Consider the following 23,393-nt stretch of genomic DNA (forward strand, 5'->3'; position numbering starts at 1 on the left):
TGTGGCCCGCGTCAAGATCCCCTACCTGGTGGTGAAGCCTGGCGCTGCCGGCGATCGCTACTACTGGCAGCCGGCCCGGGTGCTGCGCGACAAGGGCTGGAAGGCGGTGTCGCTCGGTGAAGACCAGGCCGCGGCACTCGCCCATGCTCAGGCGCTGAACCGCAAGGTCGAGGCCTGGCGCACCGGGCAGGAAAAGGTGGACGAGGTAATGGCCCCCGACGAGGTGGTGGCCGCCGGCACCCTGGGCGCCGTGATCCGCGATTACCAGAAGTCCAGCTGGTATCGCGACCTGGCGCCACGCAGCAAGCGCAGCTACGACCAGAACATCGACATCCTGCGCGATTGGGCGGGCGACATCGCGGTGCGCTCAATCACCTCCGGCCGGGTCCAGAAGCTGCACGAGGCCTGGAGCAAGACACCGACCCGGGCCAAGGCGCTAGTCGGCATGCTCCGCATCCTGCTGGACTTCGCGCGGCGCCGCGACCTCGTCGAGGTGAACGCGGCCGAGAAGCCGGGCATCAAGCAGATACGGATCAAGGGCCGCCTGTGGTCTGACCAGGAAGTGATCGTGATGGCAGCAGCTGCCGGCGCGCTCGGCTGGCACTCGATCGGCACCGCGATCATCGTCAACCACTGGATTGGCCAGCGCGAGGGCGACGTGCTGGCGCTGCCCCGCACGGCCCTGGTCGACGGCGTCTTCAGCGTCGAGCAATCGAAGACCGGCGCGCGGATCGAGGTGGAGGACAATCCCTTCGTCCGCCGGCGCGTCGAGCGTGAACTGAAGCGCCAGAAGAAGCGCAAGGTGGCAGGGCTCACCCTGCTGCTGTGCGAGACGACGAGCCAGCCCTGGGGGGAGGACTATTTCCGCCACTGCTTCGCCGACGTGCGCGCCCGCGCTGCGAAGCGCCTGCCCAGCTGCAAGACGCTGCGCTTCATGCACCTGCGCCATACCGCCGTGACGCGGTTGAGCGAGGCGGGCTGCACGCCGCAGCAGATCGCCGGCGTCACCGGCCACAGCCTGGCCCGGGTCGAAGACATCATCGACCGCTACCTGGTCCGCACCGCGGCCCTGTCGCGCGAAGCGACCGACCGACGCGCCCGTCATGAAGCTGAGAAGAAGGCGGCCAAGCCGGGCCGGCGGCGAGCCGATCCGGTCTGATCCGCGAATGCCGTTCGCGTTTCGAACCGGTCGAAGTTGGAATTCCAATTATGCCCGAGTTGGAATTCCCGATGCGTTCCTTAAGGGAGAACGCCTAACCCCTTGATCCGGTTGGTGGGCGCACAAGGATTCGAACCTTGGACCCGCTGATTAAGAGTCAGCTGCTCTACCAACTGAGCTATGCGCCCCAACCGAGGGGCGCTGTTTAGCAATGCTGGCGCGCCGTGTCGAGGGGCACCGCGCAAAAATCAGGTGGGATTGTCCGGCGCTGTTGTCGCATCCCGGTTGGCGATGGGGCCCAGGGCGGCGCGGCCCAGCGGGTCGAGGCGCATGGCCTCGCGCAGGATGTCCGCCGCCATCGGCGCCGCGACCTTGGAGCCGCCACCGCCATGCTCGACCATCACCGCAATCGCGTAACGGGGCGAGTCATAGGGCGCATAGCCGACGTACAGCGAATGGTCGCGCTCCTCCCAGGGCTTCTCGTCGTCCCGGCGCACGCGGGTCTGGCGCTCGGCACGGCTGATCCGGCGGACCTGGGCGGTGCCGGTCTTGCCCGCCATCAGGAAGGTGTCGTCCGCCTTGCGCACGTGGCGGGCCGTTCCTGCGGCGCCATTGATGACGCGGTTCATGCCCTCCAGCGCCAGCGCGATGAAGCGTTCGTCGATGCCGAGCGAGGGGGCGGGCCCGTGCGGCTCGCGGTCCTGTGCCCCCACGCTGCGAACCAGGCGGGGCTGCACGGCGCGGCCGCCTGCCGCCAGGCGCGCGGTCATCACCGCCAGTTGCAGCGGGGTCGCCAGGACATAGCCCTGGCCGATGCCACAGATGAGCGTCTCGCCCTGCTGCCAGGACTTGCCCAGGGCCTGCTGCTTCCAGGCCTGGTCCGGCATGATGCCGCCCCGTTCGCCCGGAATCTCGATCCGGCAAGGGGCGCCAAAACCGAACAGGCGCGAGATCTCGGCCAGGCGGTCGATGCCGGTGCGCTTGGCGATGTCGTAGAAGTAGCAGTCGCAGGACTGTTCCAGCGCCTGCACGAAGTTGACCGTGCCGTGGCCGCCCCGCTTCCAGCAGTGGAACTCGTGGCTGCCAAGCTTCACCGAGCCGCGGCAGGTGACGGCGTGGGACGGCTGTATGGCACCCGTATGCAGCGCCGCCAGGCCCACCACCATCTTGAAGGTGGAGCCGGGCGGATATTGCCCGGCGATCGGCTTGTTGACCAATGGCGCCTTGGGATTGGTCCGCAGCGCATGCCATTCGTCCCGGCTGAGGCCGATGTTGAAGGCATTGGGCTCGAACGCAGGCGTGGAGGCCATGGCCAGGATGTCGCCCGTGGCGACGTCCATCACGACGGCGGAGGCGCTCTCCTCGCCCAGGCGGGTCGTCGCGAACTGCTGCAGGTCCATGTCGATGGTCAGGACGACGTCATCGCCGGCCGTGCCGTCGGTGCGGGCCAGTTCGCGGATCATCCGGCCATAGGCATTGACCTCGACCCGGCTGTTGCCGGCGCGGCCGCGGAGCTCCGGCTCAAGGCCCTTCTCGATGCCGTTCTTGCCAATGCGGAAGCCCGGCAGCTGGTAGACGGGATCGTCGTTGATCTCCTTCTCCGACACCGCGCCGACATAGCCGATCACATGGGCCAGGGGCGCGCCGATCGGATAGGTTCGCGTCTCGCCCACGTCGGGCTGGATGCCGGGCAGTTCGGGGCTATGCACGTTGACCCGGGCGAAATCCTCCCAGGCCAGGTTCTCGGCCACGGTCACGGGCAGGAAGGCGCGGCGGCGTCCGACCTCGCGCTTGACCCGGCGGCGCAGATGGTCCGGGAGGTCGATGAACTGGCCAAGCGCGGCCAGCGTCTGCTCCACATCCTCCGTCTGTTCGGGCACCAGCAGGACGCGGAAATTCTGACGGTTGGTCGCCAGTTCGACCCCGAAGCGGTCCAGGATGCGCCCGCGCGAGGGCGGCAGGAGCTGCAGGTTGATGCGGTTGTCCTCGGCCAGCATCAGGTACTGCTCGCTCTGCACCACCTGCAGGTAGTACATGCGGCCGACCAGGACCGAGAGGAGGGCGATCTGGCCGCCGGCCAGCATCGCCGCCCGGCGGGTGAACGTCTTGTAACGCCCGGTCTCGTTCTGCTGGCCCATCGCGGCGCGTCCCCCTCAGGCCCCGATCCGCTTGGGCGGAGGCGGCACCATGCGGCTGAAGACCAGGCTGCCGATGGGATAGATCGCGATGCCCAGCACAAGCTGCGTCAGCAGCGGCATGGGCTGGATCAGGGTGCCATAGAACAGGCAGGCGACGGCATAGGAGACAAGTGCTGCCCCCGTCGCGATCGTGGCGAAGCCGAACCACGCGATCAGGAAGGTGCGCGCCACGAAGACGCGCCGCTGCGTCTTCAGGAAGCCGTGGACCAGAAGCAGGATCAGCGCGTTCAGGCCGATCGGCCCGCTGCCCAGCACATCCTGCGTCAGACCGATCAGGAAGACGCCGCTGGCCGGCATCAGCATGGGCTGGAAGATTGTCCAGTAATAGACGGCGACCAGCGGCAAGACCGCCGCGACCAGGGTGAAATGTGGCACGCCAATGCGGATCGTGCCCAGGAGCACGCAGAGTAGCGCGACGACGATGGGCGCCAGGCTGTTCAGGCCCCCCTTGGACGGATCATCCGGCGTCATGGCGCGGCCGTCGGGCTGTTGGCGGCGGGTGCCGTGGCTGGTGCGCTCGCGGAACCCTCGGCCGGGGCGGCCGCGGGTGCCGCGCGGGCGCTGCCGCGGTTCCATTGCGGGCGGCCGCCATCGGTCTCGATCGCCTCGATCGGGCCCTCATAGTGCAGGACGCGGACATATTCCAGCCGGCTCCAGTCGGCCCAGGGCCGGACGCGCGGCTCCGACCCCCGGACGCTTTCGATGATACCGACGGGAAGCCCTGGCGGAAACAGGCCGCCATGGCCGGACGTCACGATGCGCTCCCCCACCTGGGGCCGGATGGTGGCGCGCAGGAAGGTCAGGCGGGGCGTGTCGTCATTGTTGCCGGCCAGGACGCCGCGCTGGTGGGTCGATTCCAGCAGGATGGGCACGCGGCTGTTGAGATCGGTGATGAGCAGGACGCGGGCCGAGCGCTCACCGGCCGCAGTCACCCGACCCAGCACGCCCTGGTCGTCCAGCACGATCTGCCCCACGGCCACGCCGTGGATCGTGCCGGCGTCGATCACCACGGTGCGGACGAAAGGCCCCCCGGTATCCGCGATCACGCGCGCGGCGATGTAGTGGCCCTCGGGCTCTGGCCGCAACTGGGTCAGGGCGCGGACCCGTTCGTTCTCCTTCTGCATCTGGCGGGCGGCATCGGCCCACAGGCGCAGCCGCGCGTTCTCCTCGCGCAGGCGTTCGTTCTCGTCGTAGACGTTGGCCAGTTCGTTGAGCTTGCGCCCCATCTCGCGGACCGCCGTCACCGGCCGGCTGATCGCGTCGAGCAGGGGGGCGGTGTTGTCCATGATGAACGTGCGGCCACGCTCCAGCAGGACAGCATCGGCCTTGCCAAGGATCAGCAGGCCCGCCGCCGTCGCCAGCAGCGTCGCATAGGCGAAGCGCTGGACGACCAGCTTCAGCGGCTGCGCCAGGCGCAGCACGGGACCTGTGTTCAGCTGTCTCACCTGTCATCCATCCGGGGGGACCGACTCATGATCTGCTGGCTCCGCTGCGACGTGCCCTCAGGATGCAGCCAATTGCGGCAGCGTTAAGCCTCTCAGGCAAATCTGCACGAAGCCTGAAGCCGCAGCCGCCGGGATTGTTCGACCGGGCGGCAAGGTTGCACCCCCACCTGCGCCCCCTGGCCTACGTCCCCAAGCTTGTCCTGGGAAACCATGAACAACCGGGGCACGGGGGGCGGGGGATGGGGACGAGTGGCCGAACCTAGTAGGAGTTGGCCAGCACGGTGCGGAGCGACTTCATGTCCTCCAGCGCGCGGCCGGTCCCCTTGGCGACGCAGGTCAGGGGATCGTCCGCGATCGAGACGGGCAGGCCCGTGGCGTGGCGCAGCACGAAGTCCAGGTTGCCCAGCAGGGCCCCGCCGCCGGTCAGGACGATCCCCTTGTCCACGATGTCCGCGGCCAGTTCGGGGGCGGTGTGCTCCAGCGCGACCTTCACCGCCTCGACGATGGCGGAGACGGGCTCGGCCAGGCTTTCGGCGATCTGGCGCTGGCTGATGACCAGTTCCTTGGGCACGCCGTTCATCAGGTCGCGGCCCTTGATCTCCATGGTCAGGCCGTGGCCATCCTCGGGCGGGCAGGCGGAGCCGATCTCCTTCTTGATCCGCTCGGCCGAGGATTCGCCGACCAGCAGGTTATGGTTGCGGCGGATATAGCCGATGATCGCCTCGTCCATCTTGTCGCCGCCGACGCGGACGGAGCGGGCGTAGACGATGCCGCCCAGCGACAGGACGGCCACTTCCGTCGTGCCGCCGCCAATGTCGACGACCATCGAGCCCGTGGGCTCGGTCACCGGCAGGCCGGCGCCGATGGCCGCCGCCATCGGCTCCTCGATCAGGAACACGCGCCGGGCGCCGGCGGATTCCGCGGATTCCTGGATGGCGCGGCGCTCGACCGCGGTCGAGCCGGAGGGGACGCAGACGATGATCTGGGGCGAGGCGAAGGAGCGGCGATTGTGCACTTTCCGGATGAAGTGCTTGATCATCTCCTCGGCGACTTCGAAGTCGGCGATGACGCCGTCGCGAAGGGGCCGGATCGCCTCGATATTGCCGGGCGTGCGGCCCAGCATCATCTTGGCCTCGTCGCCCACGGCCAGGACCTGCTTCTTGCCCCGGTTGTTGACCATGGCGACGACCGACGGCTCGTTCAGGACGATGCCGCGGCCCTTAACGTAGACAAGGGTGTTCGCGGTGCCGAGGTCGATGGCCATGTCGGCCGACAGCATGCCGAGCAGCTTCCCAAACATGAATTCTGGACTCCCAGCCGGACGCCGCTGCGCCTGCCCTGAAACTGCTCTTTGCCCCGGCTTAAGGCGCACGTTCTAGCGGCTTGACGTGCCCGTCACAAGAAACCCGGTGTGCGCGCGGCCGGGACGACTCGTCGCGGCGGGCGGCGGGGCTACAGATCGTCGTCGGGAATGTCGGGGTAGAGTTCGGACAGCGGCACCTTGAGGCCGATCGACTCGAGGACAAGATGCTGGTCGCGGCCGCGGATGAGGTCGACCAGCCAGCGGCCGTCTCCGGTCCTGCGATGAACTTCGCAATGCGGTTTCTCTGGGTCGATCAGCAGGATCTCTTCGACGGAGGGGATGGCACGGAAATCTGGGAGCTTGGTCCGGCGATCAACCCGCTCAGTAGACTTGCTCAGGACCTCCACGATGAGGATGGGGTCTTGCGCATAGGGTGTTTCGCGGTCGCGCTCTGAACATGTGATCAGAAGGTCGACGACATAATAGGTGAGATCGCGAGTAGGCGAGAGGATGCCCGCCTCGCTTCTTTGTTCGCAACCTTTGCGCCCGCGGAGTACGCCACCGACGGCGACTGCCAGCGCGGGAATCATCCGTTGATGCGCTCGGCTTCCCGGCGACATCGCAACGAGGACGCCACCGCGCAATTCGTAGCGCGTGTCGGTACCGTCGTCCCAGGTCAGGAACTCCTCGATCGTCATCTGGCGCTGCGCGGCGTCAGCCATGGGGCCCTCAGGCAGTCACGGCATCAGCCTAGCACAAACGAAAAAGGGCCGCCGGTTGCCCGGCGGCCCTTTCGCAGGCGCCCGAAGAGACGCTCAGTTCTTGGCCTTGTCGACCAGCTTGTTCTTGGCGATCCAGGGCATCATGGCGCGCAGCTTGCCGCCGACGTCCTCGATCGGGTGCTGGGCCTGGATGGCGCGGGTCGCCTTGAAGCTGGCCTGGCCGGCGGAGTTCTCCAGCATCCAGTCGCGGGCGAAGCGGCCGGACTGGATATCGTCCAGGATGCGCTTCATTTCTGCCTTGGTCTCGGCCGTCACGATGCGGGGGCCGCGCGTGTAGTCGCCGTATTCCGCCGTGTTCGAGATCGAGTAGCGCATGTTGGCGATGCCGCCCTCGTAGATCAGGTCCACGATCAGCTTCACCTCGTGCAGGCACTCGAAATAGGCCATCTCGGGCGCGTAGCCGGCCTCGACCAGGGTCTCGAAACCAGCCTGGATCAGGGCGGTCAGGCCGCCGCAGAGCACGGCCTGCTCACCGAACAGGTCGGTCTCGCACTCCTCGCGGAAGCTGGTCTCGATCACGCCGGAGCGGCCGCCGCCGATGGCGCTGGCATAGGACAGCGCGATCTCGAGCGCATTGCCGGAGGGGTTCTGCGCGACCGCGACCAGGCAGGGGACGCCGCCGCCCTTCTGGTATTCGCTGCGCACCGTGTGGCCGGGGCCCTTTGGCGCGATCATGAACACGTCCAGGTCGGGACGCGCCTCGATCAGGCGGAAATGGATGTTGAGGCCATGGGCGAAGGCAAGGGCGGCACCTTCCTTCATGTTGGCGGCCAGGTGGTCGCGATAGATCGCGCCCTGCAGCTCGTCGGGGGCCAGGACCATGACGATGTCGGCCCAGGCGGCGGCGGCCGACGGGTCCATGACCTTCAGGCCTTCGCCTTCGGCCTTCTTCACCGTGGGGGAGCCGGTGCGCAGGGCGACGGCGACATCCTTCACGCCGGAATCGCGCAGGTTCAGCGCATGGGCGTGGCCCTGGCTGCCATAGCCGACGATCGCGACCTTCTTGCCCTTGATCAGGTTAACGTCTGCATCGGTGTCGTAGTACACGCGCATGTTCTGCCTCTCCCTCGCAACGGCGGGGGCCAAGGCGCGCGCGTTGCGCTCCGTGCCCTTGCGTCCAGCCTCGCCGAAATGGCGCGACCATAGCGGGCGCGGGACGCTTGTCCAGCCTTTGGGTGGAAAAGGCTGGCCTGCGCGGGGTTCAGTGTGGCTTGAGCTGGGCCACAGCCTGGAGCAGGGCAGAGATGAGCTGCTCCGGGCTATAGGGCTTGGACAAGAAGCCCAGAGGCGCTGCCGGCGCGGCGCGGGTGAGGGTGCCGCCATCCGTATGGGCGGTCACGAACAGCGAGCGGATGCCGGTGCGCTGGTAGACCTGCTGGGCCGTGCGGATGCCATCGCCGCCGCGCGCCAGGCGGATGTCCATGAGCACGAAGTCCGGGCGCAGGCGCTCGATCGTCGTGCAGGCCTCCGGCTCGGAGCCGACGGTCGCCGCGACGGTGACGCCGGAGGCCATCAGCAGTTCCTCAAGATACAGGGCCGAGATCAGCTCATCCTCGACCACGACAAGGCGCAGGCCGCGCAGGGCCGCAGCGCGGGGGCGGCCGAATCCGGGACTGGGTCCGGCCGAGGGCGGCGGCATAGCGTTGCTGCTCCATTCCTTGTGCGCCTTGAGCTCCCCTGCCGCATCCTGGGGATCGTCGAGGCTGTTGGCTGCGTCGCATCGGGAGAGGCCGGCGTGCACCGGGGCCAGGGGACCCGGCGGGCACGCTGCCGGGTCCCCGTTCCCCGGCTGGGAAAAGCGCATGGCAGGGGCCCAATCCGGTGTCATTGTCCGGTGATAATGCCCCGGCTGGATTTTGGTTCCAGGACTGTGCGCGCGTCGTCGGGGTGCCCCGTTATCCGGTCGCCGCGGCTGCTTGGGTCCCGTATCCTTGGCGGGGCCACCCAAAGAATCAGCCGATCGAGGAAGCGCCCATGACGCTGTCGCCGCTGCCGCACCTGGACTGGGGTGCTGCACCCGATGGCCGCTGGGTCACGGTGGGAGATGGCTGGCGAGCCCTGGGCGTCGAGCCGGTCGACATGCTGGGCAGCGGCTGGCATTCACTGCTGGAGCCTGAGGGCGCGCCGGGCGCCATCGCCGCCCTGGCGGAGCTGGCGGCGCGGGGTGGCGGCGGCTGCGATGTCGCGATCCTGGTCGGCGGGGCCACGCGCTGGCTGCGCATGATCCTGGCACCGGGGAATGCGGGCCGGGCTGCGCTCGACGGCCGGGCGGTCGAGGTCACGGACCTCGTCACCGCCGCCGCAAGCGCCGACCACCGTGTGGCCCGCCTGCAGCATCGCATCAAGAACAATCTCCAGGTGGTGATCAGCCTGCTCGGCCTGCAGGCCCATTACCTCAAGGACCCGACCCTGCGGGTCCAGCTGGAGGATGCGGTTCAGCGGGTGCGCTGTGTCGCCCTGATGCAGGACCAGGTCTTCCAGGCGGCCGACATGACGCGCATACCGCTCGCCCCGGCGCTGGTGGCGCTGGGCGATCAACTGGCTCTTGGGGGTGGGGTCGCCGGGGGTGACGATGCAGTCGCAGAGGCGGCACTGCCTGGCGATCGGGCCTCTGCCCTGGTGCTGCTCTGCAACGAGGTGCTGATGTCGCTGCTGAAGGGTCGCGACGGGGATGGCTCGCGGCATGGCGACGAGGCTGGCGGCCTGGACCTGGCACTGGCGGGGGAAGGGGGTCTGCGGATCGCCGTCCGGCTGGGCGAACCCATCGAGCGGCTGGATCCCCTGGGGGAGCGGCTGGCCGGACTTCTGGCGCGGCAGCTCCGGGCGGAAATCCGCCAGGAGCCCGGTGCCATCAGTGTGATCGTGCCGCTGAAGACGCAATAGCGCCGGGCGGATCGCCCGGCGCCATCGCTGTCGGCTGGCTTGCCGCGGCTACTGGGCGGCGACGCCCATCTGGCCGGCCAGAAGCTTGGCCTGCTCCAGCTGCGCCTGCGCTTCCGGCAGGTTCGCCTTGGCATAGCGCTGCAGGTTCTGGTCGGAACTGTCGGCCGCCTGCTGGCCCAGGAGGCTCACCGACTCGGTGCGCGCCGTGACCTGATAGTCCAGATAGGCCCGGTCGAACGCGGCACCGTCCAGCTGGGCCATTTCCTCAAGCTGGGCCGCATCCTCCTGGTTGGGGGTCATGGGCGCGTTCTTGCCCGCCTGTCCGGCCATCAGGGTCAGTTCCTGCTGCGCCTTCTGCTGGCTGGCGAGAAGCTGGGTCGCGTACTCGCGCACGGTGGGCGTGGGCGAGCGCTGGATCGCCAGTTCCGACGCCTTGATGTCGGTGATGTTCGAGGACGCCGCCTCGATCGTGAAGCGCTCGGCCATGCCGCCGCCCAGGCCCGTGGGGGTGCCGTCGGGCGACATGGACTGGTCGGCCGCCATCGCCGCGGGGGCCGCAAGCGCCAGGGCGAGAACGCTGGCCAGGGTGGTGGAGCGCAGGGTCTGGAAACGGGTCATTGACGCAACCTTTCGACTGTCGGTGAACCGGTCGGGTTCTGCGCAGGCTGAAGTCGCGCGCCGGCCCATTGTTCCTTGCGATGCGTGTGCCCTTGCCTTGCGCATGGCGGCGGAAATGACCAGCATCGGGGAACACGGGGCGGACGCCAGACAAAGGGGCAGACATTGGACGTGGCCGAGCGCAGAAACGGGGATGTCGCGATCCTGGCCCCGCGGGGGCGGATCGATCACGAGTCGAGCCAGGCCTTCCAGCAGCGGGTGCTGGCGGCCCTCACGCCCCAGGCCAAGGTGCTGTGCGACTTTTCCGGCGTCGACTATGTCAGCACCGCCGGCCTGCGCGCCCTGATGGCGGCGGCCAAGCATGCGACGGCCAAGGGCGCCCGGGTCGGCCTGGGCGGCCTTCAGCCCGAGGTGCGCAAGATCTTCGCGATCGCGCGATTCTCCTATGTCCTGCCGATTTTCGACACGGTGGACGAGGCGGTGGCCGCGTGGAAATCCTGAACGCCGTCCTCATCGAACACAGCCAGGTGCCCACCGCGTGAGAGACGACCGGCCATGAAGGTGAAGTTCTGGGGCACCCGCGGTTCCCTGCCCACTGCGCTGACGTCGGCATCGGTCCGCGCCAAGCTGCGCGAGGCGCTGCTGCGGGCCAAGGGGATCGACCTGACCAGCGAGAAGGCGGTTGAGGCCTATCTGGACGGCCTGCCGTTCTCGATCGCTGGAACCTATGGCGGGAATTCGCCGTGCGTGCAGCTGGTCGACGGGCAGGAGGAACTGTTCTTCTTCGACCTTGGATCGGGCGCGCGCGACCTTGGGCAGAGCCTGATCCAGAAGTACGGCAGCCCCAAGCTGCCGGTGCCCGTCAACATCGTGATGTCCCACCTGCACTGGGACCACATCATGGGCTTTCCGTTCTTCACGCCGGCCTATGTGCCGGGCAACGTGATCCGCATCCATGGCTGTCACGCCGAACTGCGGGAAGCGTTCGAGCGGCAGCACGGCGCGCCGTCCTTCCCGGTCGATTTCAAGGCCCTGGGCGCCAGGATCGAGTTTGTTGTGCTGGACCCGGACGAGACGCACCATGTCGGCGGCTTTGACCTCCGCATCATGAAGCAGCGCCATACCGGCGACTCCTATGGCTACCGGGCAACGCGCAATGGCCGCAGTGTTGTCTACGCCACCGACTCCGAACATCGGATCGACACGGCGGAGGAGGCCTATCCCTATACCGAGTTCTTCTGGGGCGCCGATGTCGTCGTCTTCGACACGATGTACTCCCTGGCCGACGCTGTTTCGATCCGCGAGGACTGGGGCCATTCCAGCAACATGGTGGCGGTGGAACTGGCGCAGTTCGCCCATGTGAAGCATCTGGTCCTGTTCCATCACGAGCCGACCTGCGACGACGCCATGCTCGACCTGATCCTGGGCGAGACGCAGGCCTTCGCCCAGCTGAGCCCGAGCGAGCCGCCCCTGCAGATCAGCTCGGCCTATGACGGACTTGAAATCGAAGCCTGAGCCGTCCGCGCCCTGGTACCGCTCGCGGACGCGGCTGCTGGGGCTTGGCCTGCTGCTCCTGATGGTCCTGGCCGTGGCGGTACGTGGCGACCGCAGCGGCAATGCGACGGTGCAGGGCCCAGCGCCGCCCGACCTCCTCGACAATGTGCGCGACGCGACCTTTGACCTGTGGCAGGCCTGGGCCCCGCCGCCGCAGCGTCCGCTGGCGGCCCGCGTGGTGGCGCTGGACGAGGAGAGCCTGTCCCGCTACGGCAACTGGCCCTGGCCGCGCAGCCTGGTCGCGCGCCTGGTCGACGGGCTGAACCAGGCGGGTGCCGCGGCGATCGGCATCGACATCATCTTCGCCGAGCGGGACAGCCATTCCCTGGCCTCGCTCGCACGGCTGCGCGCCGACCTGGCGCCCGATGTCAAGGCGATGCTGGAGGCCCTGCCCAGCGACGACGACCGGCTGCGCGATTCGCTGAAGGCGGCTCCCGTCGTGCTGGCCATGGCGCCCAATGACGGGGTCCAGGTCGGGCCCCGCGCGCCGCTGCCCGCCACGCTGATCCTGGGCCAGGGGGGCGAGCCCTATCCCTGGCTGGGCCGTTTCGCCAGCGTTACAGCCAGCCACAGCGCGCTGCGTCGCGCGGCGCCCGGCGCCGGCCTGATCGCGCAAGGCGGGGCCGTGCCACGCGGCATCCCGCTGCTGATGGCGCGCGTCCTGGCCGACGCGACCGGGCGGGTGACGCCCACCTATGCGCCCGCGCTGACGCTGGACATGATGGCCCTGGCTACGCTGGACCAGGCCGGCCGGCGGCAGCCCTTCGTCGTGGAGGTCGGCGCGCGCGGCCTTGACGCGATCCGCCTGGACGACATTCGCATTCCGGTGGATCGCCAGGGCCGCGTTCATGTCCGGCTGCAGCCCAGCGCCCTGTCCGCTCCCCGCATCATCCCGGCCTATCAGGTGATCGAGGGGCAGGTGCCGCCAGGCGCCCTGGCCGGGCGCTTGGTCCTTGTCGGGGCGACGGCGGCGGGCCTTGGCGACAGCAAGGCAACGCCCGTCGATCCGGCCATGCCGGGGGTGGAGATCCACGCCCAGCTGCTCGATTCGTTCCTGGCCCAGCAGTATCTGGATTGGCCCGCCTGGGGCCTGTGGGCGGAGCTTGGCCTGCTGCTGGCGGTGGGCCTGCTGGTCGTGCTGGGCCTGCCCTACCAGCATCCGCGCCTGGCTTTGCCCCTGGTCTTCCTGGTGATGGCGGGCGCCCTGGCGCTCAGCTTCGGGGCCTTTGTCGGCGGCCTGCTGATCGACGGCACGGCAGCGGCCCTGGCGGCGCTGGTGCTGTTCCTGCCGGTACAGGGCGGCACGCTGCTGCACGAGATCCGGGTCCGCCGGCAGGTGGCGGGCGAACTTGCCCAGGCGCAGACGCGGGAATTGCGCATCCAGGCCGATGTCGATGCCGCGCGCACGATCCAGATGGGCCTGCTGCCCCGCCGCTTTCCCGCATTCCCCGAACGGCAGGACTTCGACCTGCACGCCATCATCGAGCCGGCGCGCGGTGTGGGCGGCGACTTCTATGACTTCCTGCTGGTCGACGAGCGGCACCTGTTCTTTGCGATCGCGGACGTTTCGGGCAAGGGCATCCCGGCAGCCCTGTTCATGGCGGTCACGCGCGACATCCTCCACCGGCTGGCCGCGCAGCAGGATGGCGCCCTGTCCCAACTGATGGACGGCGCCAACAGCCACATCGCCGCCGCCAACGTGCCGATGATGGAGGAAGGGAACGACGGCATGTTCGTCACCGTCCTGGCAGGCGTGCTGGATACGGAGACGGGGGAGATGTCGTACTGCTCGGCCGGCCACGATGCGCCGCTGGTGCGCACCGGGTCCGGCGCGATCGACGCCCTGCCGACCGAAGGCGGGCCGCCGCTGGGCATCCTGGACGAGTTCGCCTATCCGGTGGAGATGGTGCGGCTTGAGCCGGGGACGACCCTGGTCCTCTACACCGACGGCGTCAGTGAGGCCTGGGACACGCAGGACCGCCTCTATGGCGAGGCGCGCATCCGCGCGGCCTTCGCGGACGTGGCCCCCGGGTCATCGGCAGAGATGGTCGCGCAGGGCATCTATGGCGACCTGAAGCAGTTCGCCAAGGGGGCGGAGGTCGCCGACGACATCACCCTCCTGGTCGTGCGCTGGCTTGGACCGGGGGCCGCGGCGGGTGGCGCGGGATAGGTCTCCCCCACAAGGCGGTGAGGGGACTGAAGGGCGCTCAGCGGACCGTGATGGCCACGCGCCGATTGCGGGGTTCGGAGGTTTCGTCGGGGGTCGCGACCAGCAGGTCGGCTTCGCCCCGGCCGGCGATCTCGATGCGGTCGGCGGGAATGCCGTCGCGCACCAGCCGCTCGGCCATGGCGCGCGCCCGCTCGACCGAAAGCTCGCGATTATAGGCGGCGTCGCCCGTCGAATCGGTATGGCCGATCACCTCGATATCCCACGAGGCGCGGCGCCGGATTTCGGGGAAGATGCGGGCGTAGTCGGCTTCCGACTCAGGGGTCAGGTCGGCGCTGTCCATCTTGAAATAGAGCCGGAAATGCGCCGGCATGTCGGGCTGCGCCGCGCGGGCCGGGCCGAACAGGGCGTCGATCTCCTGCCGGCTGCGGGTCGAAGGTCCGAACGGGTTGCGTTCGCCCTTTTCGGCCGAGGCATAGGACTGGTCGAGCAGCGTCTCTGCCCCGTCGCGGTCGCGCACGCTGACGGCACCCACATGGCCGTCGGCGCTGGGGACAAGCACCACCGTGTCGCGCGGTGCCGCGCAGGCGGCCGCAAGCAGGCCCAGCGCCAGGACCGGAACAGCCGCCATATGGGCCATGGCTCTACTCCGCGCTGACCAGGATGGTGGTGCCGCGGATCCCCATGATCATCCGGTTGGTCCGGACCTGGAGCGCGCCGGGCGAGGCCTTGGGGATTTCGCCCGAGGTCAGGGCCAGGGTGCCGCGCCGCATGTCGGCGGTCATGCGCCCCTCATAGGCGCCTGAATCGAAGGCGTAATCGGACAGGATCAGTTCGCTGTCAGGCCCCAGCGACAGGACCGTGTCGTCGATCATGACGACGCCCAGGCTGCCGTTCATGCCGGTCACCAGCACGTCCTGCTGGAAGATCGGCTCGCCCATCGCGGGTGTCAGGCTGGTGCCGTCGCGCTCGATCGTCACGCTGCCCGCCAGGGTGCGGACCTTGCCGATCGGAGATTCGGCGGACGCACCCTGGGCCAGGCAGGGTCCGGCCAGCAGCAGGACGATGGCACAAGCAGCACCTTGCCACGCTTTCCGCATCTTGCATTCCCGGCAGGGCCGGCCCACCGCCGGCAGCAATATCGACACTACTATGCGGCGAAGGCTGCATCACGTCCAAGCCTTCGGCACTATGGGGTGATGGATGTCACATTGCCTGCCGACGCCAGTGCCCTGCGCTCCCTGACCCAGCAGGTTGCGGCCTATTGCGCGGCCGCCGGACAGGCGGAGCACACCTATGACATCGCCTTTGCCGTGGAGGAGTTGCTGGTCAACGCCGCGACCCACGGGCGGTGCGGCCTGGATGGCCCGGGCGAGGTCCGGATCCGCCTTGAGCGGGCGCCCGCCGGCCTTGTCCTGCTGTTCGAGGACGACGGCCAGCCCTTCGACCCGACGGCCCATCCCGATCCCGACCTGATGCTGGGCGCCGACCAGCGGCAGGAGGGGGGTCTGGGGATCTATATCCTGAAGACGCTGATGGACGTGCGCTACGAGCGCCGGGACGGCCGCAACCGGGTGACCTTGGCCACCCGCGCCCAGCCGCCTAGGCCCGGCTGAACGGCAGCATGCGGCGCAGGACCTGGTCGCGCCGGACGAAGTGGTGGAACAGCGCGCCTGCGACATGCAGCACGAACAGCGCGATGAGCACCCAGACCAGCGCCTCGTGCACGCCTTCGGCCGACTTGTGGAGCTCCTGGTCGGGTCCCATCAGGTTCGGGATCGGCACCAGGCCGAACCACAGGGTCGGCACCTGGAACGCGGAGGTGGAGATCGCGACCCAGCCGGTGAAAGTAAGCGCGAACAGGACCAGGTACAGTCCCCAATGCGTCAGCGTGGCAGCCGCCCGCTCGGCCAGCGACATGTGCCCCGGAAGGGCTGGCGTCGGGCCGGTCAGGCGCCATAGCAGGCGCAGCACCGTCAGGCCCAGGATCGTGAAGCCGAACGACTTGTGCCACTGGAACAGCTCGTACTTCAGGGCGTTGTCGGTGACCGCCGCCATGGTCCAGCCCAGCGCCACCATGCCGACCACGAGGAGGCCGGTCAGCCAGTGGAACGCCTTGGCGACACTGCCCCACTCGGTCGCGCTGCTGCGTGCCGCCATGATCAGTTCCCTGCCTTGATCGAGAAGCGGATGGTGACCGGCTTGGCGACGGTCGATTCGTCACCGAACAGGCCCTTGCCCACACCATAGTCCAGGCGGTCGATGACCAGTTCACCGGACGCGCTGGCGCCGCTGTCACTGGTCCCGATCGTCACCGGCAGCGTCACTTCCCGCGTGACGTCGCGGATCGTCAGGTCGGCCACCACCTGGTACTGGCCACCGTCGCCCGCGGTGAACGACTTCGTCGCGAAGCGCGCCTGGGGGAAGTTGGCCACGTCGAACAGGTCGCCACCGACCAGCATGCCGTCGCGCTGCGCGTCGCCGGTCGTGGCGCTGGGCGTGTCGATCACGACCTCCACCTTCGATCCTGGCAGGTCGGCCGCATCGAAGCGGATGGTGGCGGAGAACGTCTTGAACTGCCCCTCGACCGGCGCGCCGCCCGCCGTTGCCGTGAAGCTGAGGCTGCTGGCGGCGGGATCGAGCGTGTAGTCGGCGGCGCGCGCCTGGGTCGCCCAAGCCAGGGCCAGGGCGGTGAGCGCCCCGGCGGCAAGCCAAGCACGCACCGCGCCATGCGCCGTGCCCGAACGCGCCTGCGCCCGGGCCCGCGACGCCGGTCGTCGCATCATTCCGGCGTCGCTTCGGTGTTGATGATCAGGGGGATCTCGTCGCCGACGACCGGCACGCCATAGCTCATGCCGAACTCGCTGCGCTTGATCGTGGTTGTCGCGGTAAAGCCCGCAACCTGCTTCTGGTTCATGGGATGCGGGCCCATGTTGTTCAGCGTCACATCGAGCACGACCGGCTTGGTCACGCCCAGCAGGGTCAGGTCGCCCGTCACCTTGGCCGTCTTCTCGCCCGTCACCTCGACGCTGGTCGAGGTGAAGGTGATGGTCGGGAACTGCTCGACGTTGAAGAAGTCCTTGTTCTTCAGGTGCTCGTCACGCGCGGCCCAGCCCGATTGCACGCTCGCGGCGTCGATCGTGAAGGTGACCTTGCTCTCGGCCGGCTTCTCGGGGTTGAGGTCGAGTGTGCCCTGGCCCTTGCCGAACCAGCCGTGCACGGTCGAGAAGCCCAGGTGGTTGACCGAGAACAGCACCTGCGTATGCGATTCGTCCAGTTTCCAGGGGGCCGCCTGGGCAGCGGGGATGGCGAGAAGGGCGGCAGCCGCAAGGCCGAGGACGGAACGACGGATCATCGAGCTCAAGCTCCTTTGAACTGGTCGGGCAACGGGTCGAATGGCAACCCTGGATTGACCCTGCGCCGGCCGGGCAGCATCCCGGTCCGGCGCTCGAGCCTAGTACAGGTGGCGCGGGGCGGCCACGGGCACACGGGGACCAGATGGGAAACCCCGCGTGCACGATTCCGCAACGCCGGCTATTCGGCGACCGATGCCAGGGGCCGCGCCTCCGCCACGCCCTCGGTCAGGCCGACGGGGCAGGACACGCCCGTGCCGCCCAGGCCGCAATAGCCGTTCGGCACCTTGGCCAGGTACTGCTGATGGTACTCCTCGGCATAATAGAAGTCGGGCGCGTCCATGATCTCGGTCGTGATTGCGCCAAAGCCCCGCGCGCTCAGCGCCTGCTGGTAGCGCTGGCGCGAGGCCTCGGCCGCGTCGCGCTGGGCCGCGCTCGTCGCATAGATCCCGGAGCGGTACTGGGTGCCGACATCGTTGCCCTGGCGCATTCCCTGCGTGGGGTTGTGTGCTTCCCAGAACACCTTGAGCAGCTGCTCATAGCTGACGCGGGCGGGGTCGAACACGACAAGGACCACTTCATTGTGCCCCGTGCGGCCGCTGCACACCTCCTCGTAGCTGGGATTGGGCGTGAAGCCCGCGGCATAGCCGACAGCCGTGGTGATGACGCCGGGGGTCTGCCAGAACTTGCGTTCCGCCCCCCAGAAGCAGCCCAGGCCAAAGATCGCGACCTCGCTCCCGCTCGGGAACGGCGGAACGATGGCGCTGCCGTTGACGAAGTGGCGGCCCGATACCGGCATGGGCATGGAGCGGCCCTTCAAGGCCTCTTCGGGCCGGGGCATGACCTGCTTGGACTTCGAGAACAGCATGGCGGACATCCCTTCCGTGCGCATGGCGAGCAGTTCCCTGCGATATGCGCACATGCGCCGATCCAGGCAAGACCCCTTGGCCCAATCAGCTATTCCGGCGGGGAAGCGCCCGTGTTTGACTGACTGACCGGTCAGGTAATAATGGTGGAATGGCGTTCAGCACCCGACAAAGGGGCAACGCCCAGGAATGTAGGGGGAGTGACATGGCCACGCGCGCGGCACCGGTGTTCGACGACCTGCAACACGCCTCGCGCGATGCCCTGGCCGCGGAGCAGCTGCACCGCCTGAAATGGTCGGTGCGCCACGCCCACGAGAACGTCTCGCATTTCCGCGCCGCCTGCGCGGCCCGCGGCGTGGCCCCCGGCGACCTGAAGCAGTTGTCGGACCTGGCCCTGTTCCCCTTCGCGCGCAAGGGCGACTTTCGCGAGCACTATCCGTTCGGCATGTTCGCCGTGCCCCAGGACCGGGTGGCGCGCATCCATGCCTCCTCCGGCACGACGGGCAAGCCCACCATCGTCGGCTATACGCAAGGAGACCTGGACCGCTGGGCCGACCTTGTGGCGCGGTCGCTGCTGGCGGCCGGGGCACGGCCGGGCGACGTGCTGCACAATGCCTATGGCTATGGCCTGTTCACCGGCGGGCTTGGCCTGCATGACGGGGGACAGAAGGCGGGGCTGGCCGTGGTGCCGGCGTCGGGCGGGCAGACCGAGCGGCAGGTCCAGCTGATCGTGGACCTGAAGCCCCGGGTCATCGCGTGCACACCATCCTACATGCTGGTCCTGGCCGAGGCGCTGGAGCGCGCGGGCGTCGACCCGCGGGCGACGGCGCTGCGCATCGGGATCCACGGCGCCGAGCCCTGGAGCGACGAGATGCGGCGCGAGATCGAGGCCCGCATGGGCACGGCGGCGCTCGACATCTATGGCCTGTCCGAGGTGATGGGCCCGGGTGTCGCCATGGAGCGGGTCGATGCGCGCGGCGCCCTGACCCTGTGGGAGGATCATTTCTATCCTGAGATCGTCTCGCCGGAGACGGGCGAGCCAGTGCCCGACGGCACGCGTGGCGAGCTGGTCCTGACGACGCTGACCAAGGAGGCGGTGCCCCTGATCCGCTATCGCACCGGCGACCTCTCGACGCTGCTGCCGGCGGTGGAGGGCAGTCCGATGCGGCGGCTGGAGCGCCTGCTGGGCCGCACGGATGACATGCTGATCGTGCGCGGCGTGAACCTCTTTCCCCGCCAGATCGAGGAACTGATCCTGGACCACCCGGCCCTTGCCCCGCATTACCGCATCGACGTGCGGCGGGACGGGCCGATGGACCATCTGAGTATCACGGTCGAGGCGTTGGCTGGTGTCGACGACGATGCCTGTGCGGGTGCGCGGGCCGTGCTGGGCCACCGCATCAAGGACCGGCTGGGCCTGTCGGCTGAGGTGGTGATCGCGGTGGCCGGCGCCGTTGCCCGGTCCGAGGGCAAGGCCCGCCGCGTCTTCGATCACCGGCCGCGCTGAGGGGGGAGGGGTCCATGGCGCGCTTCACCTGGCCCGAGCCCTATCAGGTCCGCACGAACGGCATCGACCTGGCGGTCCATGCGCTGGGGGAGGGACCGGTGACGGTCGTCCTGGCCCATGGCTTTCCCGAGCTCGGCTATTCCTGGCGCTACCAGATGGCGCCGCTGGCGGCGGCCGGCTATCGCGTCCTGGCGCCCGACATGCGCGGCTATGGCGGCAGCAGCCGGCCCGCGGCGGTCGAGGCCTATGACATCGTGCAGCTGACCGGCGACCTGGTCGGCCTGCTCGACGCGCACGATGTGGAGAAGGCGATCTTCATCGGCCACGACTGGGGTGCGCTCGTCACCTGGGAACTGCCGGCCCTCCATCCCGATCGTGTGCTGGGCCTGGGCAGCCTGAACATCCCGCACCGGTTCTTCCGCCATATCGGGGAGGAGCCGATCGCGTACCTGCGCCGGACGAAGGGGGAGGGGACCTACATGTCCGTCTTCCAGCAGCCGGGCCTGGTCGACGACGCTTTCGCTGCCGATCCGGAAGCGGCCTTCCGCGGCTTCTTCCGCGCCGGTGGCCTGTCGCGCGAGGCGTTCGCGCAAAAGCCCGACGACTACCGCAACCTGCACTTCAGCGTGATGGCCAGCGAGGGGCTGGCCGGCCCCGAATTCATGTCGGATGCCGAGATCGCCGTCTTCACCCAGGCGGCCCGCGTGACCGGGTTTACCGGCGGCATCAACTACTACCGCAACATCACCCGCAACCATCACCTCCTGGCCGGCACGCCCGAGCGGATCGACGTCCCCTGCCTGATGGTCGAGGTGCCGAACGACTACTACATTCCCTTCGACCTGGTGGGGGAGATGCCCCGCTTCATCCCCGACCTGGAGGTGGCGCGCATCGAGAACGCCGGCCACTGGGTCCAGCAGGAGAAGCCCGAGGAGGTCAACCGCATCCTGGTCGACTGGCTGACCCGGCGCTTCTAGCTAGCGGTGCTGGTCGATGAACTGGGCAATGGCGCCGACCACGGACGGGGCCAGGGGCCACGTGGGGTCGGCGTAGCTGGCGAGATTGGCGCGTGCATCGCCGGGCGGCACGGCGCGCAGGACATGGTTCACGTCCGGCAGCAGGACCAGACTGGCGGCCGGCTGAGCCGCAGCCAGCGCCCGCGCGTCGGCCACCGAGACTTGCAGGTCGGCCTCGCCCTGGAGAATCAGCATGGGCTTGTCGACAGCGGCGGCCAGGGCCGTGGGATCCTGGGCAAACGCACTGATCAGGAATCCTTGCACTTGTGGGTCGAACAGGACCTTGAGCCCTGGGTGCAGCGCAGCGACATCCACCCGACCTCCCGCTTCCAACCGGGCGATGGCAGCCAGGGCGTCGTCCAGGACCGGCGCATTGGCCGGGTTGGCGCGCAACTGCGCCCGCAGGACATCCCCCATGCGCTGCCCGGGTGCCGCGACCAGGATCAACCCGCAAAGTGGCGTCACCCGGGCGGCGGCGGCAAGGGCGATCAGTCCGCCTTCACTGTGGCCGAGCAGCCAAACGCAACGGCGATCCAGCGTCTGGGTGATCACGTTGACCCAGGCCTGCGTGTCCGCAACATAGTCGTCTATCGTGACGGCATTGGCATCGGCCACGGCCGCGGCGCTGCCGAACATGCCGCGCTTGTCGATGCGTACGGTCCCAATGCCCTGGTTGCCCAGGGCCTCCGCCAGGACCCGGTAGGGTCCGCCCTGGACCCCCAGCGCGTTGTTGCCGTCGCGATCCGTGGGGCCGGACCCAGGCAGGATCAGCACGATCGGGGAGCGCGGGTCACCGTCCTGCTGGACCAGTGTCCCTTTCAGCGGCCCCTGTGGTCCGGGCGCCGTCAGCTCCCGGTGAAGGGTCTCAGGCACGGCCGTGCACCCCAGGGCGACAGCCACGGAAAGGACATGAAGCAGTCCCATGATCGTGGCTGCCGGCACTCAGGCGGGGGTCGGGATCAGGCTACGCCCGGATCACGCGACCGTGGCCAGGGGCGCCGCCTCGAAGGCCTCCGGGTCGGGGCGTGTCGTACGGGCCTTGTACTCGGTCATCGTGTGCGGCCACTGGGTCACGATCTTGCCCGTGCTGGAGCGGTAGTAGTTGGAGCAGCCGCCCGCCTTCCACACGCCGACCGTCGCCAGGTCGTGCTGGAGCGCCTGGTTGTAGGTGGACTGGACCTGGGGCTTCACGTCGAGCCAGGCCAGGTATTCGTTCTGGAGCCGGTCCAGCTGGCGCAGGATATAGGCCACCTGGCATTCCAGCATGAAGATGATGGAGCCGTTGTTGGTGTTGGGGCCATAGAGCATGAACAGGTTGGGGAAGCCCGTCGTGGTCATGCCCAGATAGGCCTCTGCCCCGTCCTTCCAGGCGTCCTCCAGCCGCTTGCCGCCGCGGCCGACGACGTCGATCGCCGCCAGGTAGCGCGTCGCGGCAAAGCCGGTGCCCTGGATGATGACGTCGAAGTTGCGCACCGTACCGTCCGCCGTCTCGATCCCGGTGGGCGTCACGCGGGTGATCGCCTCCGTGACCAGTTCGACATTGGGCCGGTTGAACGTCGGGTAGTAGTGGTTCGAGATCAGCGGGCGCTGGCAGCCGAAGGGCCCCTGCGGGCGCATCTTCTCCCGCGTTGCCGGGTCCTGGACCTGGGCCAGGTTCGCGAGACCGGCCTCTTCCGCCGCCTTCAGTGCGTCGGGGTTCGAGAAGGTGATGAAGCCTTCGAGCGAATCGTAGAGTTCCTGCCGGTAGCGCTCGACGATCGTGGGATCGGCCTTCATCGCGGCCAGTTCCTGATCGGAGAAGACGCGATCCTCCTTGGGCAGGACCCAGTTGGCGGAGCGCTGGAAGACGGTCAGGTGGCGTGCGACCTTGGCCAGTTCGGGGATGAACTGCACGGCGCTGGCAGCACTGCCGATCACGCCGATGCGCTTATCCCGAAGGTCCAGGTCGTGCGGCCAGTCGGCCGAGTGGAACAGCGTGCCGCGGAAGTCGGCTTCGCCCGGGATGTTGGGCCTGTTCAGGTCGTTGAACATGCCCAGGCTGGCAATCACCACCTCGGCCTCCAGCACCTCGCCGCCGGCCAGCGTCAGGCGCCAGACCGCCGCGGCCTCGTCCCACACCGCGCGCACGACTTCGGTGCGGAAGCGGATGCGGGGCAGCATGCCGTACTTCTCGGCCACCCGCTCCATATAGGCGCGGATCTCCTTCTGCCCCGAATAGGTCTCGCTCCAGCCGGGGTTCAGCTCGAACGAGAACGAATAGAGGTGGCTCTGCACGTCGCAGGCGGCGCCGGGATAGCGGTTGTGATACCAGGTGCCGCCGACGCCCGTGCCCTTTTCCAGGATCGTGAAGTTGTCATGCCCGGCCTGGGCCAGCTTGATCCCCGCGCACAGGCCACCGGGGCCGGCACCGATGATGAGGATGCGGCGGCCCTTGCCCGATGCTGCGCCCGACGCCGGGTTGGCCTCAATCGTCTTGTCCAATGTGTCTCCTCCCGGCTCTGGCGGCCGGTGTCCCGGAATGTGCACGTCCTACCGGTCAGTA

Annotated in this window: 24 protein-coding genes and 1 tRNA gene; 8 read left to right on the plus strand and 17 right to left on the minus strand. The window is 68.6% G+C overall.

What is annotated here, in order from left to right; translation table 11 throughout:
- Position 1: 1 nt before the first annotated feature.
- On the plus strand, positions 2 to 1,159 hold the full coding sequence (locus tag ACI6GS_RS13710; RefSeq protein WP_439814011.1) for a tyrosine-type recombinase/integrase: 1,158 nt from the start codon (positions 2 to 4) through the stop codon (positions 1,157 to 1,159).
- Between the two features lie 112 nt (positions 1,160 to 1,271).
- On the opposite strand, the gene ACI6GS_RS13715 is transcribed toward ACI6GS_RS13710, so the two are convergent.
- The 8 genes from ACI6GS_RS13715 to ACI6GS_RS13750 all read right to left on the minus strand — a co-directional run bounded on the left by ACI6GS_RS13715 (position 1,272) and on the right by ACI6GS_RS13750 (position 8,526).
- Positions 1,272 to 1,347, minus strand: a tRNA-Lys gene (locus ACI6GS_RS13715).
- Positions 1,348 to 1,407: 60 nt separating this feature from the next.
- Positions 1,408 to 3,297: a penicillin-binding protein 2 gene (gene mrdA, locus ACI6GS_RS13720; protein ID WP_439814012.1), complete on the minus strand. Its 1,890-nt coding sequence runs from the start codon at positions 3,295 to 3,297 to the stop codon at positions 1,408 to 1,410.
- A gap of 15 nt (positions 3,298 to 3,312) precedes the next feature.
- The gene (locus tag ACI6GS_RS13725; protein ID WP_439814013.1) at positions 3,313 to 3,828 is read right to left on the minus strand and encodes a rod shape-determining protein MreD; all 516 of its coding nucleotides are present in this window, start codon (positions 3,826 to 3,828) and stop codon (positions 3,313 to 3,315) included.
- A complete protein-coding gene (mreC, locus tag ACI6GS_RS13730) occupies positions 3,825 to 4,802 on the minus strand; it encodes a rod shape-determining protein MreC (RefSeq protein WP_439814014.1) in 978 nt (325 codons plus the stop codon). The genes ACI6GS_RS13725 and mreC overlap by 4 nt, the downstream gene beginning before the upstream one ends.
- Positions 4,803 to 5,061: 259 nt before the next feature.
- A complete protein-coding gene (locus ACI6GS_RS13735; protein WP_439814015.1) occupies positions 5,062 to 6,102 on the minus strand; it encodes a rod shape-determining protein in 1,041 nt (346 codons plus the stop codon).
- A gap of 152 nt (positions 6,103 to 6,254) precedes the next feature.
- The gene (locus ACI6GS_RS13740) at positions 6,255 to 6,827 is read right to left on the minus strand and encodes a Uma2 family endonuclease (protein WP_439814016.1); all 573 of its coding nucleotides are present in this window, start codon (positions 6,825 to 6,827) and stop codon (positions 6,255 to 6,257) included.
- 93 nt (positions 6,828 to 6,920) lie between these two features.
- A complete protein-coding gene (ilvC, locus tag ACI6GS_RS13745) occupies positions 6,921 to 7,940 on the minus strand; it encodes a ketol-acid reductoisomerase (protein ID WP_439814017.1) in 1,020 nt (339 codons plus the stop codon).
- Positions 7,941 to 8,088: 148 nt separating this feature from the next.
- Entirely contained in the window at positions 8,089 to 8,526 is a 438-nt protein-coding gene (locus tag ACI6GS_RS13750) for a response regulator (protein WP_439814018.1), read from the minus strand.
- A gap of 335 nt (positions 8,527 to 8,861) precedes the next feature.
- On the opposite strand from ACI6GS_RS13750, the gene ACI6GS_RS13755 reads away from it, so the two are divergent.
- Positions 8,862 to 9,770: a histidine kinase dimerization/phosphoacceptor domain -containing protein gene (locus ACI6GS_RS13755; protein WP_439814019.1), complete on the plus strand. Its 909-nt coding sequence runs from the start codon at positions 8,862 to 8,864 to the stop codon at positions 9,768 to 9,770.
- Between the two features lie 48 nt (positions 9,771 to 9,818).
- On the opposite strand, the gene ACI6GS_RS13760 is transcribed toward ACI6GS_RS13755, so the two are convergent.
- On the minus strand, positions 9,819 to 10,388 hold the full coding sequence (locus ACI6GS_RS13760) for a DUF4142 domain-containing protein (protein WP_439814020.1): 570 nt from the start codon (positions 10,386 to 10,388) through the stop codon (positions 9,819 to 9,821).
- Positions 10,389 to 10,559: 171 nt separating this feature from the next.
- Between ACI6GS_RS13760 and ACI6GS_RS13765 the strand changes: the two genes are divergently transcribed.
- The 3 genes from ACI6GS_RS13765 to ACI6GS_RS13775 are packed head-to-tail and all read left to right on the plus strand — an operon-like array spanning position 10,560 to position 14,112.
- Positions 10,560 to 10,889 carry an STAS domain-containing protein gene (locus ACI6GS_RS13765; RefSeq protein WP_439814021.1) on the plus strand — a complete coding sequence of 110 codons (330 nt, stop codon included), beginning with the start codon at positions 10,560 to 10,562 and terminating at the stop codon, positions 10,887 to 10,889.
- A gap of 54 nt (positions 10,890 to 10,943) precedes the next feature.
- Positions 10,944 to 11,903 carry an MBL fold metallo-hydrolase gene (locus tag ACI6GS_RS13770; RefSeq protein WP_439814022.1) on the plus strand — a complete coding sequence of 320 codons (960 nt, stop codon included), beginning with the start codon at positions 10,944 to 10,946 and terminating at the stop codon, positions 11,901 to 11,903.
- On the plus strand, positions 11,878 to 14,112 hold the full coding sequence (locus tag ACI6GS_RS13775; protein ID WP_439814023.1) for a SpoIIE family protein phosphatase: 2,235 nt from the start codon (positions 11,878 to 11,880) through the stop codon (positions 14,110 to 14,112). The genes ACI6GS_RS13770 and ACI6GS_RS13775 overlap by 26 nt, the downstream gene beginning before the upstream one ends.
- A 37-nt stretch (positions 14,113 to 14,149) precedes the next feature.
- Here ACI6GS_RS13775 and ACI6GS_RS13780 read toward each other — a convergent pair whose 3' ends face one another.
- The gene (locus ACI6GS_RS13780; protein WP_439814024.1) at positions 14,150 to 14,749 is read right to left on the minus strand and encodes an OmpA family protein; all 600 of its coding nucleotides are present in this window, start codon (positions 14,747 to 14,749) and stop codon (positions 14,150 to 14,152) included.
- A 4-nt stretch (positions 14,750 to 14,753) separates the two neighbouring features.
- Complete coding sequence (locus tag ACI6GS_RS13785) at positions 14,754 to 15,209, minus strand: FecR family protein (RefSeq protein WP_439814025.1); 456 nt, start codon at positions 15,207 to 15,209, stop codon at positions 14,754 to 14,756.
- Between the two features lie 111 nt (positions 15,210 to 15,320).
- Here ACI6GS_RS13785 and ACI6GS_RS13790 point away from each other — a divergent pair, with 111 nt between their 5' ends.
- Positions 15,321 to 15,725, plus strand: a complete 405-nt coding sequence (locus ACI6GS_RS13790) for an ATP-binding protein (protein WP_439814026.1) — start codon at positions 15,321 to 15,323, stop codon at positions 15,723 to 15,725.
- Here ACI6GS_RS13790 and ACI6GS_RS13795 read toward each other — a convergent pair.
- The 4 genes from ACI6GS_RS13795 to msrA all read right to left on the minus strand — a co-directional run bounded on the left by ACI6GS_RS13795 (position 15,712) and on the right by msrA (position 18,330).
- A complete protein-coding gene (locus tag ACI6GS_RS13795; protein ID WP_439814027.1) occupies positions 15,712 to 16,269 on the minus strand; it encodes a cytochrome b in 558 nt (185 codons plus the stop codon). The genes ACI6GS_RS13790 and ACI6GS_RS13795 overlap by 14 nt on opposite strands.
- A gap of 2 nt (positions 16,270 to 16,271) precedes the next feature.
- Positions 16,272 to 16,895, minus strand: a complete 624-nt coding sequence (locus ACI6GS_RS13800; protein ID WP_439814028.1) for a YceI family protein — start codon at positions 16,893 to 16,895, stop codon at positions 16,272 to 16,274.
- The gene (locus tag ACI6GS_RS13805; RefSeq protein ID WP_439814029.1) at positions 16,892 to 17,464 is read right to left on the minus strand and encodes a YceI family protein; all 573 of its coding nucleotides are present in this window, start codon (positions 17,462 to 17,464) and stop codon (positions 16,892 to 16,894) included. The genes ACI6GS_RS13800 and ACI6GS_RS13805 overlap by 4 nt, the downstream gene beginning before the upstream one ends.
- Before the next feature lie 179 nt (positions 17,465 to 17,643).
- Positions 17,644 to 18,330 (minus strand): peptide-methionine (S)-S-oxide reductase MsrA, encoded by a 687-nt coding sequence (gene msrA, locus ACI6GS_RS13810; protein ID WP_439814030.1) that lies wholly within the window; start codon positions 18,328 to 18,330, stop codon positions 17,644 to 17,646.
- Between the two features lie 203 nt (positions 18,331 to 18,533).
- Between msrA and ACI6GS_RS13815 the strand changes: the two genes are divergently transcribed.
- Positions 18,534 to 19,835, plus strand: coding sequence for an AMP-binding protein (locus tag ACI6GS_RS13815; RefSeq protein WP_439814031.1), 1,302 nt, complete (start codon positions 18,534 to 18,536; stop codon positions 19,833 to 19,835).
- A 14-nt stretch (positions 19,836 to 19,849) separates the two neighbouring features.
- The gene (locus ACI6GS_RS13820; RefSeq protein WP_439814032.1) at positions 19,850 to 20,812 is read left to right on the plus strand and encodes an alpha/beta fold hydrolase; all 963 of its coding nucleotides are present in this window, start codon (positions 19,850 to 19,852) and stop codon (positions 20,810 to 20,812) included.
- On the opposite strand, the gene ACI6GS_RS13825 is transcribed toward ACI6GS_RS13820, so the two are convergent.
- A complete protein-coding gene (locus ACI6GS_RS13825) occupies positions 20,813 to 21,724 on the minus strand; it encodes an alpha/beta hydrolase (RefSeq protein ID WP_439814033.1) in 912 nt (303 codons plus the stop codon).
- A gap of 102 nt (positions 21,725 to 21,826) precedes the next feature.
- A complete protein-coding gene (locus tag ACI6GS_RS13830; protein ID WP_439814034.1) occupies positions 21,827 to 23,332 on the minus strand; it encodes a flavin-containing monooxygenase in 1,506 nt (501 codons plus the stop codon).
- Positions 23,333 to 23,393: the final 61 nt, after the last annotated feature.

The organism is Zavarzinia sp. CC-PAN008 (genome assembly GCF_051903925.1).
Lineage (GTDB): Bacteria > Pseudomonadota > Alphaproteobacteria > Zavarziniales > Zavarziniaceae.

Excerpts from the sequence above, each read along its gene's own strand:
- ACI6GS_RS13775 (WP_439814023.1), top strand. The coding sequence starts at position 11,878 with ATGACGGACTTGAAATCGAAGCCTGAGCCGTCCGCGCCCTGGTACCGC.
- ACI6GS_RS13740 (WP_439814016.1), bottom strand. The coding sequence starts at position 6,827 with ATGGCTGACGCCGCGCAGCGCCAGATGACGATCGAGGAGTTCCTGACC.
- ilvC (WP_439814017.1), bottom strand. The coding sequence starts at position 7,940 with ATGCGCGTGTACTACGACACCGATGCAGACGTTAACCTGATCAAGGGC.
- ACI6GS_RS13815 (WP_439814031.1), top strand. The coding sequence starts at position 18,534 with ATGGCCACGCGCGCGGCACCGGTGTTCGACGACCTGCAACACGCCTCG.
- ACI6GS_RS13800 (WP_439814028.1), bottom strand. The coding sequence starts at position 16,895 with ATGATGCGACGACCGGCGTCGCGGGCCCGGGCGCAGGCGCGTTCGGGC.
- ACI6GS_RS13770 (WP_439814022.1), top strand. The coding sequence starts at position 10,944 with ATGAAGGTGAAGTTCTGGGGCACCCGCGGTTCCCTGCCCACTGCGCTG.
- ACI6GS_RS13750 (WP_439814018.1), bottom strand. The coding sequence starts at position 8,526 with ATGCCGCCGCCCTCGGCCGGACCCAGTCCCGGATTCGGCCGCCCCCGC.
- ACI6GS_RS13795 (WP_439814027.1), bottom strand. The coding sequence starts at position 16,269 with ATGGCGGCACGCAGCAGCGCGACCGAGTGGGGCAGTGTCGCCAAGGCG.
- ACI6GS_RS13785 (WP_439814025.1), bottom strand. The coding sequence starts at position 15,209 with ATGCGGAAAGCGTGGCAAGGTGCTGCTTGTGCCATCGTCCTGCTGCTG.
- ACI6GS_RS13735 (WP_439814015.1), bottom strand. The coding sequence starts at position 6,102 with ATGTTTGGGAAGCTGCTCGGCATGCTGTCGGCCGACATGGCCATCGAC.
- ACI6GS_RS13755 (WP_439814019.1), top strand. The coding sequence starts at position 8,862 with ATGACGCTGTCGCCGCTGCCGCACCTGGACTGGGGTGCTGCACCCGAT.
- ACI6GS_RS13780 (WP_439814024.1), bottom strand. The coding sequence starts at position 14,749 with ATGGCCCATATGGCGGCTGTTCCGGTCCTGGCGCTGGGCCTGCTTGCG.
- ACI6GS_RS13805 (WP_439814029.1), bottom strand. The coding sequence starts at position 17,464 with ATGATCCGTCGTTCCGTCCTCGGCCTTGCGGCTGCCGCCCTTCTCGCC.
- ACI6GS_RS13725 (WP_439814013.1), bottom strand. The coding sequence starts at position 3,828 with ATGACGCCGGATGATCCGTCCAAGGGGGGCCTGAACAGCCTGGCGCCC.
- ACI6GS_RS13760 (WP_439814020.1), bottom strand. The coding sequence starts at position 10,388 with ATGACCCGTTTCCAGACCCTGCGCTCCACCACCCTGGCCAGCGTTCTC.
- ACI6GS_RS13820 (WP_439814032.1), top strand. The coding sequence starts at position 19,850 with ATGGCGCGCTTCACCTGGCCCGAGCCCTATCAGGTCCGCACGAACGGC.
- mrdA (WP_439814012.1), bottom strand. The coding sequence starts at position 3,297 with ATGGGCCAGCAGAACGAGACCGGGCGTTACAAGACGTTCACCCGCCGG.
- msrA (WP_439814030.1), bottom strand. The coding sequence starts at position 18,330 with ATGCTGTTCTCGAAGTCCAAGCAGGTCATGCCCCGGCCCGAAGAGGCC.